Annotated in this window: 13 protein-coding genes and 3 tRNA genes; 8 read left to right on the top strand and 8 right to left on the bottom strand. The window is 57.9% G+C overall.

All coding sequences use genetic code 11. The features are described 5' to 3' along the window. Positions 1-24 precede the first annotated feature (24 nt). On the bottom strand, positions 25-1,119 hold the full coding sequence (locus tag C1Y41_RS12625) for a GGDEF domain-containing protein (RefSeq protein WP_071669104.1): 1,095 nt from the start codon (positions 1,117-1,119) through the stop codon (positions 25-27). A 216-nt stretch (positions 1,120-1,335) separates the two neighbouring features. Here C1Y41_RS12625 and C1Y41_RS12620 point away from each other — a divergent pair, with 216 nt between their 5' ends. After that, positions 1,336-1,620: a DUF1435 domain-containing protein gene (locus C1Y41_RS12620; protein WP_071669150.1), complete on the top strand. Its 285-nt coding sequence runs from the start codon at positions 1,336-1,338 to the stop codon at positions 1,618-1,620. 90 nt (positions 1,621-1,710) lie between these two features. Here C1Y41_RS12620 and C1Y41_RS12615 read toward each other — a convergent pair. The 4 genes from C1Y41_RS12615 to rsmC form a co-directional block, all read right to left on the bottom strand. Further along, positions 1,711-1,797 (bottom strand) — tRNA-Leu (locus C1Y41_RS12615). Between the two features lie 27 nt (positions 1,798-1,824). Then, positions 1,825-1,911, bottom strand: a tRNA-Leu gene (locus C1Y41_RS12610). Between the two features lie 31 nt (positions 1,912-1,942). Further along, positions 1,943-2,029: transfer RNA gene (locus C1Y41_RS12605), tRNA-Leu, on the bottom strand. Positions 2,030-2,162: 133 nt separating this feature from the next. Beyond that, positions 2,163-3,194 carry a 16S rRNA (guanine(1207)-N(2))-methyltransferase RsmC gene (rsmC, locus tag C1Y41_RS12600; protein ID WP_071669103.1) on the bottom strand — a complete coding sequence of 344 codons (1,032 nt, stop codon included), beginning with the start codon at positions 3,192-3,194 and terminating at the stop codon, positions 2,163-2,165. 106 nt (positions 3,195-3,300) lie between these two features. Between rsmC and C1Y41_RS12595 the strand changes: the two genes are divergently transcribed. The 3 genes from C1Y41_RS12595 to yjjG are packed head-to-tail and all read left to right on the top strand — an operon-like array spanning position 3,301 to position 4,823. Beyond that, on the top strand, positions 3,301-3,711 hold the full coding sequence (locus C1Y41_RS12595; protein WP_039382425.1) for a DNA polymerase III subunit psi: 411 nt from the start codon (positions 3,301-3,303) through the stop codon (positions 3,709-3,711). Then, positions 3,683-4,123: a ribosomal protein S18-alanine N-acetyltransferase gene (rimI, locus tag C1Y41_RS12590; RefSeq protein ID WP_039382428.1), complete on the top strand. Its 441-nt coding sequence runs from the start codon at positions 3,683-3,685 to the stop codon at positions 4,121-4,123. Before C1Y41_RS12595 ends, rimI begins: the two co-directional genes overlap by 29 nt. A gap of 19 nt (positions 4,124-4,142) precedes the next feature. Then, complete coding sequence (gene yjjG / locus C1Y41_RS12585; RefSeq protein ID WP_039382431.1) at positions 4,143-4,823, top strand: pyrimidine 5'-nucleotidase; 681 nt, start codon at positions 4,143-4,145, stop codon at positions 4,821-4,823. Between the two features lie 88 nt (positions 4,824-4,911). Here the strand turns inward: yjjG and C1Y41_RS12580 are convergent, their stop codons facing one another. Next, on the bottom strand, positions 4,912-5,583 hold the full coding sequence (locus C1Y41_RS12580; RefSeq protein ID WP_039385704.1) for a YtjB family periplasmic protein: 672 nt from the start codon (positions 5,581-5,583) through the stop codon (positions 4,912-4,914). Positions 5,584-5,690: 107 nt separating this feature from the next. Here C1Y41_RS12580 and serB point away from each other — a divergent pair, with 107 nt between their 5' ends. From serB to nadR, 3 genes are all read left to right on the top strand, one after another. Beyond that, positions 5,691-6,668, top strand: coding sequence for a phosphoserine phosphatase (serB, locus tag C1Y41_RS12575; protein WP_104085558.1), 978 nt, complete (start codon positions 5,691-5,693; stop codon positions 6,666-6,668). Between the two features lie 13 nt (positions 6,669-6,681). Further along, on the top strand, positions 6,682-8,064 hold the full coding sequence (gene radA, locus C1Y41_RS12570) for a DNA repair protein RadA (RefSeq protein ID WP_039382437.1): 1,383 nt from the start codon (positions 6,682-6,684) through the stop codon (positions 8,062-8,064). 106 nt (positions 8,065-8,170) lie between these two features. Then, on the top strand, positions 8,171-9,397 hold the full coding sequence (gene nadR / locus C1Y41_RS12565; protein ID WP_039382440.1) for a multifunctional transcriptional regulator/nicotinamide-nucleotide adenylyltransferase/ribosylnicotinamide kinase NadR: 1,227 nt from the start codon (positions 8,171-8,173) through the stop codon (positions 9,395-9,397). A 52-nt stretch (positions 9,398-9,449) separates the two neighbouring features. Here nadR and ettA read toward each other — a convergent pair whose 3' ends face one another. Both ettA and deoR read right to left on the bottom strand, forming a co-directional pair. Beyond that, positions 9,450-11,117 carry an energy-dependent translational throttle protein EttA gene (ettA, locus tag C1Y41_RS12560; protein WP_071669101.1) on the bottom strand — a complete coding sequence of 556 codons (1,668 nt, stop codon included), beginning with the start codon at positions 11,115-11,117 and terminating at the stop codon, positions 9,450-9,452. Between the two features lie 153 nt (positions 11,118-11,270). Further along, positions 11,271-12,035: a DNA-binding transcriptional repressor DeoR gene (gene deoR, locus C1Y41_RS12555; protein ID WP_104085557.1), complete on the bottom strand. Its 765-nt coding sequence runs from the start codon at positions 12,033-12,035 to the stop codon at positions 11,271-11,273. A gap of 298 nt (positions 12,036-12,333) precedes the next feature. On the opposite strand from deoR, the gene sltY reads away from it, so the two are divergent. Beyond that, complete coding sequence (gene sltY, locus C1Y41_RS12550) at positions 12,334-14,253, top strand: murein transglycosylase (protein ID WP_104085556.1); 1,920 nt, start codon at positions 12,334-12,336, stop codon at positions 14,251-14,253. Position 14,254 lies beyond the last annotated feature (1 nt).

Raw genomic sequence — 14,254 nt, 5'->3', positions numbered from 1 at the left:
TGCTATAGCGTTGTATTTATCACTTTAGTGCGGCTCGCTAATCGCCTGCCGGCGTGCCGGCAGCGCCTCCCAGGCCAGAATGGTATTGCGCCCGCGGTTTTTGGCGACATAGAGCGCACGGTCAGCGTTGGCGACGGCCCGCTCAAAATCGTGCGCAGCCATCGGCGCGATGCCGGCGCTGACGGTGACGTGAGTCGATACCGCGGTATTAGAACGATGGGGGATCTCCAGTTCCAGCACCGACTGCCGGATGCGCTCGGCGAGCTTCATGGCGATTGACGCGTTGACATTGGTCAGCAGTACCAGAAACTCTTCGCCACCATAGCGGGTGACCACATCGCGCGAGCGGACAGCGTCACGGATCGCAGCCGATACGCGCTTCAGCGCCTGGTCGCCCATCGCATGTCCGTAATTGTCGTTATAGGCTTTGAAGTGATCGATATCCAGCAGCAGGATAAAGTGGCTGCCGGCATGGTTCTCGAGAATAGTTTCCAGCCGGTTCTGCAGCCCGCGCCGGTTATAGAGGCCGGTCAGCGGATCGAGCATGCTGAGCGCGCTGAAGCTCTGCTTCTCTTCATACAGCTGGCCAATCAGCTGCCGGGTAAAATGGTCAAAACGCCGGCGCATCAAATGCAGCAGGGAAAATCCAATCAGCGGCAGCGTAATAGTAAACAGAATAGTGGTCAGGTGCTGTCCGTTATCCAGCAGCAGCACGGTCAGCACCGGCGGCAGAATATGCAGGCAAAATGCCGTTAAATAGTCGCTCAGCGCGATAGCGCTGATAAAAAAGACGCTAAGTAAGCTGATAATTAAATAGCTGCTATCAAACGCAGAAATCAGATGATATTTCTGATTAATATGCCACGCCCACAGCAGCCCGAGCAGCAGCGCGACCGGCGTTAATACGGGAAAGCGCAGGCCGGGCATTATCAGACAAAGCAGCAGCAGCGTGGTGCTGAAACCCGCGACCAGCACTGCGGGCAGGGTAAATATCGGTATCTGAACGTTCAGGCAGGGCAGCAGGCAAAAAAGTGAAACGGCGATATTAAGAAACAAAAACAGCATCAGCGAAAGCCGATATTTGCTCTGTTTCAGTTCATCGTAAGCGTTTAATTTCATTATTATTACCCGTGACAGCCCTGAAATATCAAAGCGCTACCCGGCAGCGTTAATTCTGCTATGCGGATAGTCAGCACGTTTCATGTTGTTATCAGGTGTGTTATCGGCGGCAATTTAGCATTTTCCAGTATTTCTGTCATGCGGTGAAAAATTCGCTGCAGAATGAGAATGGTTGTCATATGATAATGGTAATTCTTATCATTAAGGGGCGTAATGATGATCGCAGCAATGCTGGCTGCCTGCGGCTTGTGGGGTGTGAGCTGGATAATGGGTAAGCGCCTGGATAGTGGCTGGGGTATTCTGCTGCCCTGTACCGCTATGCCGCTGTTTGCGTTATGGGAACCGGGCTATGCGCAGTGGCGGGCGATCATGATTGTTATGCTTCTGCTGACGCTGGTTATGCTGTTTCACCAGCGGCTGCGCCACTATATATTGCTGCCATCCTGTGTCGCGCTGGCGGGCGGCATCACGGCAGCGTCAGTGAATTTTCATCTGGGTTAGCAGCGTGCAGAAACAGCACCATCACGCAGCGCGTGATAAGCAGGAGAGTAACATTCAGGGAATTAACTGACGGGAGAGAGGTGACAACAGTGGTGCGAAGAGAGGGACTTGAACCCTCACGTCCGTAAGAACACTAACACCTGAAGCTAGCGCGTCTACCAATTCCGCCACCTTCGCATCGTGTTGTCTGTTTATATCACCGCATGGTGCGAAGAGAGGGACTTGAACCCTCACGTCCGTAAGAACACTAACACCTGAAGCTAGCGCGTCTACCAATTCCGCCACCTTCGCGCAGTGCACGCGATATAAACTCTGTGATTATTGGTGCGAAGAGAGGGACTTGAACCCTCACGTCCGTTAGGACACTAACACCTGAAGCTAGCGCGTCTACCAATTCCGCCACCTTCGCATACCGGCAACACTTTACAGTATTGCTAACCACGGAGGCGCATTCTAGAGGTTTTACGCAATGCGTCAACAGATATTTTACGGCGATAAACCGACTGCTGGAAAAAGCAACGCTTTATCGCCGCATCAGGCGCTTAGCGTCCGCGCGCGCCACGACCATAAACCGCACGGTAAACCTTAAAGCGGCCGGTCTGCGCCAGCACTTCATGGCTGCCGAAGGTCTCATCAAGTATCTGCGGATAAGGCAGGAAAGCATTCGCCACAATACGCAGTTCGCCGCCGCTGTTCAGATGCTTCACCGCGCCGCGGATAAGGCTGTTGGCCGCATCAAGGCTGGTCTGCATGCCGTCATGGAACGGTGGATTAGAGATGATCAGATCGAAACGTCCGGTAACGTCGCTAAAGACGTTGCTGGCAAACACCTCGCCTTCCAGCCCGTTTGCCGCCAGCGTGGCTTTGCTCGCTTCAATGGCAGCAGCATGCACATCACACAGCCACAGCCGCACTTTCGGGGAGTGCTGTGCCAGCGCGGTGGCTAAGACACCGCTGCCGCATCCGAGATCCAGCACTTTTCCTTTGGTGTGCGGCGTCAGGGTCGACAGCAGCAGATCGCTGCCAATATCCAGACCATCGCGGCTGAATACGCCCGGCAGCGTATGGATGGTCATCTCATCCAGCTGGTAAGTATTGCCGAACCGGCTGGCGTCAAACTCAGGCTGCTGCGTCAGCTGGCCATGATAGAGGCCGCAACGACGCGCGCTGTCAATTTTCTCCAGCGTCACCCACTGCTCCAGCATGCCTTCGGCGCTGCGTACGCCGCTGCGGTTTTCGCCCACGACAAAGATATCGCTGCCGACAGGGAGTAACGCGAGCAGATTTTGCAGCTGGAACTGCGCTTCCGGCTTATTTTTGGGCCAGAAGTAAATCAGAGTGGTGCAGTCTGTCACATCGGCCGCGCTGGCCACGAGGCTGTATACGGCGCGATCGCCCAGCCGATGGCTCAGGTTCTGCCAGTGATGATACTGCTGGGTATGAACGCGGCTGAGCGCGGTTTCCAGCTGGGCGGGCAGGTCATCCTGCAGATCACCCGCAAACAGCACGTGGCGGGTGGTAAATTCATCACTGTGGCGCAGAATAACTTCACTGGCCGGGGTAAAAGCAGACATGGAACGCTCCTGTTAAATCAGAGCGGGGATTATAGTGCTTTGTTGGCGCATGTTCGACGGGTTTGCTAGCATAGCGCGCATTACTTACGGCATAGCGGAAAACAGCATGAGTACAAGACGCGACTGGCTTCTGCAGCAGATGGGGATTACGCAGTATCAGCTGCGGCGTCCGCGCGTGCTGCAAGGGGAGATCGCCGTCAGGCTGGCACCCGATACGCGCCTGCTGCTGGTAGCGGAACACCCGCCGGCACTGGATGAGCCTCTGATACGGGACGTGCTGCGGGCGCTGGATATTCTGCCCGCACAGGTGATGACGCTGACGCCGGAGCAGCTGCCGATGCTGCCAGAGCAGGTAGCCTGTCCCGGCTGGCTGCTGGGCGTGGAGAGCGGGCACACCTTTAACGGTGTGGTATTCACCAGCGCCGTCCTTAATGAACTGATTAGCAGCGGCGCAGCCAGGCGCGCGCTGTGGCAACAGATGTGTAACCATGACCACTATCTCGCTCATCACGGCTGACGATCGGCCGCAGCAGCTCGCCATTGAACGCCGGGCGCACGCTTTTCCCTGGAGTGAACAGACCTTCGCCAGCAATCAGGGGGAACGCTTTCTCAACTTCGGGCTGCACAGTGACGGACGCCTTGCCGGCTTTGCTATTACGCAGGTTGTGCTGGATGAAGCGTCGCTGTTTAACATCGCCGTTGATCCCGACTTTCAGCGCCGCGGCTATGCGCGTCAGCTATTGCAGACGCTGATCGGCGAACTGGAGCAGCGCGATGTGCTGACCCTCTGGCTGGAGGTGCGCGCCTCAAATCGCGCGGCGATTGCCCTGTATGAGCAGCTCGATTTTCACCAGGTCAGCGTGCGCCCCAATTACTACCCCACCGCAGGCGGACGGGAAGACGCCATCATTATGGCGCTGACACTTTGACCGCTGATTAAGGAGCACCATGTTAAACGACTGGGACTGCATCCTGTTTGATGCTGACGAAACACTGTTTCATTTCGATGCCTTTGCCGGACTGCAGCGCATGTTTACCCGCTACGACGTGCAGTTCAGCGATCGCGATTACGCCGATTATCAGGCGATCAATAAGCCTTTATGGGTGGATTACCAGAACGGCACCATCACCGCCGCACAGCTGCAGACGCAGCGCTTTACGCTCTGGGGAGAGAAGCTCAGCGTAGAGCCGGATATCCTGAACAGCGATTTCCTTAATGCGATGGCGGAGATCTGCCTGCCGCTGGAAGGCGCGCCTGAACTGCTGCAGAGCCTTAAAGGCCGCGTCAAAATGGCGATCGTCACCAACGGCTTTACGGCCCTGCAGCAGGCGCGGCTGGAGCGCACGGGCTTTCACGATATGTTCGATGCGCTGGTGATTTCAGAGCAGGTTGGTGTTCCCAAGCCGGACGCAAAAATCTTTGCCCATACGCTGGAGCTGCTCGGCAATCCGGCGCCACAGCGCGTACTGATGGTTGGCGATACGCCCGAGTCTGATATTCTCGGGGGAATGAATGCGGGTCTTAAAACCTGCTGGATCGATCACGGCACGCGCCCGTTGCCTGCGGATATTACCCCCGATTTTCAGGTGAAAAACCTCGCTCAGCTTCAGGCTATTCTTACCGCTTAAAGCGCGCCGTTAAAAACCGAAAACCAGGCAGAAGCAGCGGCCTGGTTTTTTTGTATCTTTCTGAACAGCCCGCGGCTCAGGCTGGCGCTTAGCGCGTCTTTTCCTGCGCGTCGGGTGTTTCTGCCGGCTCTTCCTCTTTATCTTCTTTCACCGCGCGGCTGGCGGTAAGCAGGAAGGGCGACTGCTGCCAGCGGGTGCGGCGATCGCGCAGCAGAGTACGGGTCAGAATGATGCCAATTGCCAGCGCCAGCAGCATCATCAGGCGCAGAATATTGGTGGTGTTATCTACCTGACGTGATTCGGTAACCAGAACGTGCGTGTCCAGCGTCACGCGCAGGAAACCCTGTGGCCCCTCTTTGCCTTCCAGCGGCTGCACAATCTGATGATTGAAGTAGCTGCCGGCGCGTTTGCCATCCAGCGCCAGACGGTCGCGTACGTTGATGGTTTCACCGCTGTGTGCCACCAGGCTGCCATCGTCAGCATAGACGGAGGCATCAAGGATGCGGCTGTTATCCGTCATCTGATCGAGAATGGCGGCAATCTGCGTGCGGTTATCATCGCTGTTATCCATCAGGGGCTTGAGACTGAACGCCACCTGGCGGGTGAGGGTATGGGCCAGCTCTTCAACCTGCTCAGAACGCGCCATCTGATGACCCAGGCTGAACCATGAGGCGCCCTGCATCAGCACCACCAGCAGCGCCAGAGAGATAAGAACAATCACCGTGCGATGCAGGCGAAATTTCAGTGCAGTTTTAACCATCAGAAACCCATGTGACATAGCAGCAGAAAGGCTGGCAATTATGTTGCCAGAACCCGCGCAGACAAGGTAGCCTCTTGCGTGGTTTTGTTGTCCCTACAGGAGCTGTAATGCCAAATCGTCTTACCTGGTGCGATCTGCCCGCCGATGTCTCTCTCTGGCCGGGTTTACCCCTCTCCCTGAGCGGTGATGAAGTTATGCCGCTGGACTACCGTGCCGGCCGCACGGGCTGGCTGCTGTATGGGCGCGGACTCGATAAACAGCAGCTGACCGATTATCAGCATCAGCTGGGGGCCGCCATGGTGATTGTCAGCGCGTGGAACGTTGACGAATATCAGGTGATCCGGCTGGCAGGTTCGCTGACGCCGCGCGCCACCCGGCTGGCGCATGACGCCGGGTTTGACGTGGCGCCGCTGGGCAAAATCCCGCATCTGAAAACGCCGGGGCTGCTGGTGATGGATATGGATTCCACGGCGATTCAGATCGAATGCATTGATGAGATCGCCAGGCTGGCGGGCTGCGGTGAGCAGGTGGCTGAGGTCACCGAACGGGCTATGCGCGGTGAACTCGACTTCAAAGCCAGCCTGCGTGAGCGCGTGGCGCAGCTGGCTGGCGCCAATGCCGCTATCCTTAAACAGGTGCGCGACACTCTGCCGCTGATGCCGGGCCTGACCACGCTGGTGCATAAGCTGCAGGCGCTCGGCTGGCAGGTTGCGATTGCGTCTGGCGGTTTTACCTTTTATGCGGATCACCTGCGTCAGACCTTGCATCTGGCGGCGGCCGTCGCCAATGAGCTGGAGATGCGCGACGGTAAACTCACCGGCGAGGTGATCGGACAGATTGTCGATGCGCAATATAAAGCGGATACCCTGCATCAGCTGGCACAGCGTTTTGATATCGCACCGCAGCAGACGGTAGCGGTGGGCGATGGCGCCAACGATCTGCCGATGATTAAGCGTGCAGCACTGGGTATTGCCTATCATGCTAAACCTAAAGTGAATGAGCAGACGGAAGTCACTATCCGTCACGCTGACCTGATGGGGGTGTTCTGCATCCTGACCGGCAGCCTGATTCATGAAGAGCGTTAACTGAGGAACTGATTTGGCCAAAGCGGCAAAACGCGCCTTCGTGTGTAACGAATGCGGCGCAGACTATCCGCGCTGGCAGGGGCAATGCAGCGCCTGCCACGCCTGGAACACCATCACCGAGGTGCGTATTGCTGCCTCGCCTGCCGCTGCGCGCAATGAGCGCCTGAGCGGCTATGCAGGTAACGCCGGCAGCAGCCGGGTGCAGAAGCTCTCGGAGATCAGCCTTGAGGCGCTGCCGCGCTTCACCACCACCTTTAAAGAGTTTGACCGCGTCCTGGGCGGCGGCGTGGTACCGGGCAGCGCTATCCTGATTGGCGGCAGCCCCGGTGCCGGTAAATCGACGCTGCTGCTGCAGGTTATGTGCAAGCTGGCGGAGAGCATGAAGACGCTCTATGTCACCGGCGAGGAGTCGCTGCAGCAGGTGGCGATGCGCGCGCACCGGCTGGGACTGCCCACGGACAACCTAAATATGCTGTCGGAAACCAGTATTGAGCAGATCTGCCTGATTGCCGAGCAGGAAGAGCCGAAGCTGATGGTTATCGACTCCATCCAGGTGATGCACATGGCGGATATTCAGTCTTCTCCCGGCAGCGTGGCGCAGGTGCGGGAGACCGCCGCCTATCTGACGCGTTTTGCCAAGACGCGCGGCGTGGCGATTATCATGGTCGGCCACGTCACCAAAGATGGCTCGCTGGCAGGTCCGAAAGTGCTGGAGCACTGTATCGACTGCTCGGTGCTGCTGGATGGCGACGCCGACTCGCGCTTTCGCACGCTGCGCAGCCATAAAAACCGTTTTGGTGCGGTGAATGAGCTGGGCGTATTCGCCATGACGGAGCAGGGAATGCGTGAGGTCAGCAACCCTTCAGCTATTTTCCTGTCGCGCGGCGATGAGATCACTTCAGGCAGTTCGGTGATGGTGGTGTGGGAAGGTACCCGGCCGCTGCTGGTTGAGATCCAGGCGCTGGTGGATCACTCGATGATGGGCAATCCGCGCCGCGTAGCGGTAGGGCTGGAGCAGAACCGTCTGGCGATTTTACTGGCGGTACTGCATCGTCATGGCGGCCTGCAAATGGCGGATCAGGATGTGTTTGTTAACGTGGTAGGCGGCGTAAAAGTCACGGAAACCAGTGCCGATCTGGCGCTGCTGCTGGCGATGGTCTCCAGCCTGCGCGATCGCCCTCTGCCGCAGGATGTGGTGATCTTTGGTGAAGTCGGGCTGGCAGGTGAGATCCGGCCGGTACCGAGTGGCCAGGAGCGTATCTCTGAAGCAGCCAAGCACGGCTTTAAGCGCGCCATCGTGCCGGCCGGCAACGCGCCGAAGAAAACCATTGATGGCATGAAGGTTTACAGCGCGAAGAAGCTGGCAGATGCGCTGGCCATTCTGGATGAGCTGTAATTTCGCCAGGGCGGCATAAATGCCGCCGCCGCGATATGCAGGGGGCGCATTAATGCGCCCCGCCTTAAAGGCCGCACCGCCGTTTATTGTCCGCAGGAGGCACTGAGTGTCATCATTTGACTATCTGAAGACCGCGATTCGGCAGCAGGGCCATACGCTGCAGCAGGTGGCTGACGCCAGCGGAATGACCAAGGGCTACCTGAGTCAGCTGCTTAACGCGAAAATAAAAAGCCCTGGCGCGCAGAAACTGGCGGCGCTGCATCACTTTCTCGGGCTGGAGTTTCCGCGGCGTGAGAAAACCGTGGGCGTGGTATTTGGCAAGTTCTATCCGCTGCACACCGGCCATATCTACCTGATCCAGCGCGCCTGCAGTCAGGTGGATGAGCTGCATATTATTATGGGCCACGACGAGCCGCGCGATCGCGCACTGTTTGAGAACAGCGCCATGTCGCAGCAGCCCACCATCAGCGATCGTCTGCGCTGGCTGCTGCAGACATTCAAATACCAGAAAAACATTCGTATTCACTCATTCAACGAAGAGGGAATCGAACCCTATCCGCACGGCTGGGATCTCTGGAGCGCAGGCGTTAGCGCGTTTCTGGCAGAGCAGGGGATTATGCCCGACTGCGTTTATACCAGCGAAGAACCGGATGCGCCGATGTATCAGCAATATCTGGGGATCCCGGCGCGGGTGATCGATCCGCATCGATCGTTTATGAGCATCAGCGGCAGCCAGATCCGTCAGGATCCGTTTCGCTACTGGGAATATATTCCGACCGAAGTGAAGCCTTTCTTTGTGCGCACCGTCGCGGTGCTGGGTGGCGAGTCGAGCGGCAAATCCACGCTGGTCAACAAGCTGGCGAATATCTTTAATACCACCAGCGCCTGGGAGTATGGCCGCGACTACGTCTTCTCTCACCTCGGCGGCGACGAGATGGCGCTGCAGTATTCTGACTACGATAAAATCGCGCTCGGTCAGGCGCAATACATCGATTTTGCCGTCAAGTACGCGAATAAAGTCGCCTTTATCGATACTGATTTTATTACCACTCAGGCGTTCTGCCTGAAGTATGAAGGACGCGAACATCCTTTTGTGCAGGCGCTGATCGATGAGTACCGCTTTGACCTGGTGATCCTGCTGGAGAACAACGTGCCCTGGGTGGCGGATGGCTTGCGCAGCCTTGGCAGCTCGGTAGACCGGCGCGAGTTTCAGTCTATTCTGGTGACCATGCTGCGGGAAAATAACGTTGAGTTTGTACACGTGCAGGAGGACAACTACGATGCGCGCTTCCTGCGCTGTGTGGAGCTGGTCAAAGAGCGGCTGGGCAATTAACGCCTGAGCATAATAAAAAAAGGCGCCCGAAGGCGCCTTTTTTATCAGCAGGTTACTTCGCCATACGCTTGTATTTGATACGCTTCGGCTCCAGCGCATCCGCGCCGAGAGTGCGTTTCTTATACTCTTCGTATTCGGTAAAGTTACCTTCAAAGAACTCAACCTTGCCCTCATCCTGATAATCGATGATATGGGTAGCAATACGGTCGAGGAACCAGCGGTCATGCGAGATCACCATCGCGCAGCCCGGGAACTCCAGCAGGGCATTCTCCAGCGCGCGCAGGGTTTCGATGTCGAGGTCGTTGGTTGGTTCATCCAGCAGCAGCAGGTTGCCGCCTACCTGAAGCAGTTTCGCCAGGTGCAGACGTCCGCGCTCACCGCCGGAGAGTTCGCCTACGCGTTTACCCTGATCGGTGCCTTTGAAGTTAAAGCGTCCGACGTAGGCACGGCTTGGCATCTCGGTGGTACCGATACGCATAATATCCTGGCCGCCAGAGACCTCTTCCCATACCGTTTTAGAGTTATCCATCGCATCGCGGAACTGATCGACCGACGCCAGCTTCACGGTTTCGCCCAGATCGATGCTGCCGGAATCGGGCTGCTCCTGACCAGACATCATGCGGAACAGCGTCGATTTACCCGCGCCGTTCGGCCCGATGATCCCGACAATAGCTCCTTTTGGCAGCGAGAACGACAGATCGTCAATCAGGACGCGATCGCCATACGATTTGCTGAGGTTTTTCACTTCCAGCACTTTATCGCCGAGGCGTGCGCCTGGCGGAATAAAGAGTTCGTTGGTTTCATTACGCTTCTGATAGTCGCTGTTGTTCAGCTCTTCAAAGCGAGCCAGACGCGCCTTGCCCTTAGACTGACGGCCTTTCGCACCCTGACGCACCCACTCCAGCTCTTTTTCAATGGATTTGCGGCGTGCAGCTTCCTGTGACGCTTCCTGCGCCAGACGCTGATCTTTCTGCTCCAGCCAGGAGGAGTAGTTGCCTTCCCACGGAATACCTTCACCGCGGTCCAGCTCCAGGATCCAGCCCGCAACGTTATCGAGGAAGTAACGGTCGTGGGTAATCGCGACTACGGTGCCTTCGAAGTCGTGCAGGAAGCGTTCCAGCCAGGCGACAGATTCCGCATCCAGGTGGTTGGTCGGTTCATCAAGCAGCAGCATGTCCGGCTTTTCCAGCAGCAGGCGGCACAGCGCGACGCGACGGCGCTCACCACCCGACAGGTTGCCGATTTTGGCATCCCACTCCGGCAGACGCATCGCGTCAGCGGCGCGGTTGAGCTGGGTTTCCAGATTGTGGCCATCGTGCGCCTGAATCACCTCTTCCAGACGGCCCTGTTCGGCGGCCAGCTTGTCGAAGTCCGCATCGGGATCGGCGTACAGCGCGTAGACTTCATCAAGACGTTTCAGAGCGCCAGCGACTTCCGCCACCGCTTCTTCAACCGATTCACGCACGGTGTGTTCCGGATTGAGCTGCGGCTCCTGCGGCAGATAACCCACTTTAATGCCCGGCTGCGGGCGCGCTTCCCCTTCGATATCTTTATCGATACCGGCCATGATGCGCAGCAGGGTCGATTTACCCGCGCCGTTCAGGCCGAGTACGCCGATTTTGGCGCCCGGGAAGAAGCTGAGAGAGATATTCTTCAGAATGTGACGCTTCGGCGGTACCACTTTGCCGACGCGATGCATGCTATAGACGAATTGAGCCACGTTGTGATGAGCCTCTTGGTCTGTAAATAGTGGAACGTCAGATGGTGAAGTTTAGCGGTTTTCACGGCCTAATCACAGCCGCGCCGCGGTGAAACTTGCGTGACAGGCGTGATGTCAGGCGCACTGCTGCGTAATTGTACGCGCTGACGGCGATCAGGGCAGATGCAGCGTAATCGCCTGCTCTGCCAGCCACGAACTGAGCGCGGCGTCGGGGGCGCTGTCGCTGACCAGCCGCTCGAAACGGTGCAGCGCGCTGATACGGGCGGGCAGCACTTTGCCATATTTGCTGCTGTCTGCCACCAGTACCCGTTCACGCGCGCGCAGCATGGCGTGGTGCTTCATCGCCAGCTCATTCAGGTTGTAACAGGTTGCGCCCTGCTGCAGATCCACTCCCGCTGCTGAGATAAACGCCAGCGCCGGGCAGAGGTCATCAAGAATGGAGTGGTTACCGACTGGCGTAAACAGCGCGTTATCAGCATGAAACTCGCCGCCGCTGAGGATCACGCTGCAGGCGGGCTTCTCTTTCAGTGCCAGAAAGGTGTTCATCGCGCAGCAGACTGCCGTGAAGGCGAGGGTGTCCGGAATCGCGTCGATGACGTAGGGCAGCGTGGTTCCGCAGTCAAAAAACACCGTATCATTTTCACGAATCAGCGCGGCGGCGGCCTGCGCCAGACGCCGTTTACGCGCGGCGTTGTGCCCGTGCTGATCGGAAACAAAGTAGTGCCCGGCATGGTTTTTCGGATCGCTGACCACATAGCCGCCGAGCAGCACCACCTGCGAGGCCGATTCGCTGAGATCGCGGCGGATGGTCATTTCAGAGACGCCCAGCAGCTGCGCCGCCTCTTTCAGATGCAGCTTATCGGTGCGTTTCAGGGCCTGGGCCAGCTTATTGAGTCGTTCGTCGCGCCGGGTTTCCATAAGCATCTCGGTAAAAGTGGTGTTCTGCCGCAGAGCAGCGGATGCGGTTTGCCATTGAGCCTCTGAGCGCGACAATCCTGACAGGTTTCAGGCGGTTGCGGCGTCGTCAGCAGCGGGTGGTCAATAGTAGCCTTAAAGGCGCCGTGGCGTAAACTGCGTTGCAGGTGCACAGGCGGGTCAGGGGGGCAGGAGCCTGTTCGTCAGGTAAATTTTGTTAAGAACGTGGCGAGAGACGAAAGCCCTGGTTAGCATGAAGGGAGCCCGGCATACGCTGGACCGAAGCAGAGAGGAGAGCGGAGTGGAGAAGTGGCGTAACTGGATGATAGGGATGTGTCTGGTCAGCACGGCAGGCAGCGTATGGGCCGACTCGCTGGATCAGCAACGACAGCGCTATGCGCAGATCAAGCAGGCCTGGGATAACAAACAGATGGACCAGGTTGAGCAGCTGATGCCGACGCTGCAGGATTATCCGCTCTATCCCTATCTGCAGTATCGCCTGCTGGCGCAGGATCTCGATCAGGAAGCGGGGCTGGCGATCAAAAACTTTATTCAGCAGTATCCGACGCTGCCGCCGGCCAAATCGCTGCAGACGCGATTTGTGAACGTGCTGGCGCACCGGCAGGACTGGCAGGGAATTTTGAGTTTCAGTCCGGATGAGCCGAAGCCGGTGCAGGCGCGCTGCAACTGGTACTACGCTAAATGGGCCACCGGCCAGCAGCAGACGGCGTTTACCGGCGCGAAAAGTATCTGGCTGCGCGGATCGGCACTGCCCGCTGACTGCGACCGGCTCTTCTCAGTCTGGCAGGCATCAGGCCAGCTCTCGCCGATCACCATTCTGGAGCGTATCCGCCTGGCGATGAAAGCGGGTAACGACAGCCTGGTAAACTATCTGGCAAAAATGCTGCCGGCGGATTACCAGACCACCGCCAGCGCACTGCTGGCCCTGCAGCAGAATCCGCAGACCGTAACGACGTTTGCCGCCACGCTGGGGCCGACCGACTTTACCCGTATGGCCACCAGCTACGCCTTTGCGCGCGTGGCGCGCGAAGATATGGATAACGCGCGCATGATGATCCCGCAGCTGGTTAAAGCGCAGAAGATGAGTCAGGCAGAAGAGCAGGATCTGAAAGAGGCGGTGGTATGGCGCATGATGGGGGCTGACCTGACCTCAGAGCAGGCGCGCTGGCGCGATGCCGTGGTGATGAACAGTGAATCCACCGCGCTTATCGAACGTCGCGTGCGCCTTGCGCTGAGCGAAAGCGATCGCCGTGGCCTCAACACCTGGATTGCGCGCCTGCCGCCGGAAGCGAAAGAAAAAGATGAGTGGCAGTACTGGCAGGCGGATTTGCTGATAGCGCAGGGGCGCAAAGATGAAGCCGATGAGATTCTGCGTAAGCTGATGCAGCAGCGCGGGTTCTATCCGATGGTGGCGGCGCAGCGCCTTGGCACCGACTATCCGCTGAAGATTGATGACGCGCCGGCCGCGGACAACAGCATCGTGCAGGGACCGGAGATGGCGCGCGTACGCGAGCTGATGTACTGGGGCATGGATAACCTGGCGCGCAGCGAGTGGGCAAACCTGATCGTCAGTAAAACCCGCACGCAGCAGCAGATGCTGGCGCACTACGCGAACCAGCAGGACTGGTGGGATCTGAGCGTGCAGGCCACGATTAGCGCAAAAATGTGGGATAGCCTGAAAGAGCGTTTCCCGCTGGCGTGGCGCAATCTGTATCAGCAATACACCGGTGATAAGGCGATCGATCCGAGCTACGCCATGGCCATCTCGCGCCAGGAGAGCGCCTGGAACCCGAAAGCGCGCTCCCCGGTCGGGGCCAGCGGATTGATGCAGGTGATGCCAGCCACGGCCGCGCATACCGTGAAAATGTACAATATTCCCGGCTACGTAAACAGCAGCCAGCTGCTTGATCCGCAAACCAATATCCAGATTGGCACGCAGTATCTGGAGTATGTCTATCAGCAGTTCGGGCAGAACCGCATTTTCTCCTCCGCCGCTTATAACGCCGGGCCGGGGCGGGTGCGCAGCTGGCGTAATAACAGCGGAGGCAAACTGGACGCCGTGGCCTTTATTGAAACGATTCCGTTCTCTGAAACGCGGGGCTACGTGAAGAACGTGCTGGCGTATGACGCCTACTATCGTTACTTCATGGGGAAACCTGACAAGATTCTCAGCGACAGCGAGTGGAATCAGCGTTACTGAG

Origin of the sequence: Pantoea sp. ICBG 1758, from assembly GCF_002928325.1 — a bacterium.
Lineage (GTDB): Bacteria > Pseudomonadota > Gammaproteobacteria > Enterobacterales > Enterobacteriaceae > Pantoea > Pantoea eucrina.
The sequence above is the reverse complement of the archived record's forward strand: the minus strand, read 5'-3'. Positions and strand labels throughout refer to the sequence as shown.

Bases quoted from the DNA above. Each gene is read 5' to 3' on its own strand.
- C1Y41_RS12580 (WP_039385704.1), bottom strand. From the start codon at position 5,583: ATGGTTAAAACTGCACTGAAATTTCGCCTGCATCGCACGGTGATTGTT.
- serB (WP_104085558.1), top strand. From the start codon at position 5,691: ATGCCAAATCGTCTTACCTGGTGCGATCTGCCCGCCGATGTCTCTCTC.
- yjjG (WP_039382431.1), top strand. From the start codon at position 4,143: ATGTTAAACGACTGGGACTGCATCCTGTTTGATGCTGACGAAACACTG.
- rsmC (WP_071669103.1), bottom strand. From the start codon at position 3,194: ATGTCTGCTTTTACCCCGGCCAGTGAAGTTATTCTGCGCCACAGTGAT.
- deoR (WP_104085557.1), bottom strand. From the start codon at position 12,035: ATGGAAACCCGGCGCGACGAACGACTCAATAAGCTGGCCCAGGCCCTG.
- C1Y41_RS12595 (WP_039382425.1), top strand. From the start codon at position 3,301: ATGAGTACAAGACGCGACTGGCTTCTGCAGCAGATGGGGATTACGCAG.
- C1Y41_RS12620 (WP_071669150.1), top strand. From the start codon at position 1,336: ATGATCGCAGCAATGCTGGCTGCCTGCGGCTTGTGGGGTGTGAGCTGG.
- C1Y41_RS12625 (WP_071669104.1), bottom strand. From the start codon at position 1,119: ATGAAATTAAACGCTTACGATGAACTGAAACAGAGCAAATATCGGCTT.
- rimI (WP_039382428.1), top strand. From the start codon at position 3,683: ATGACCACTATCTCGCTCATCACGGCTGACGATCGGCCGCAGCAGCTC.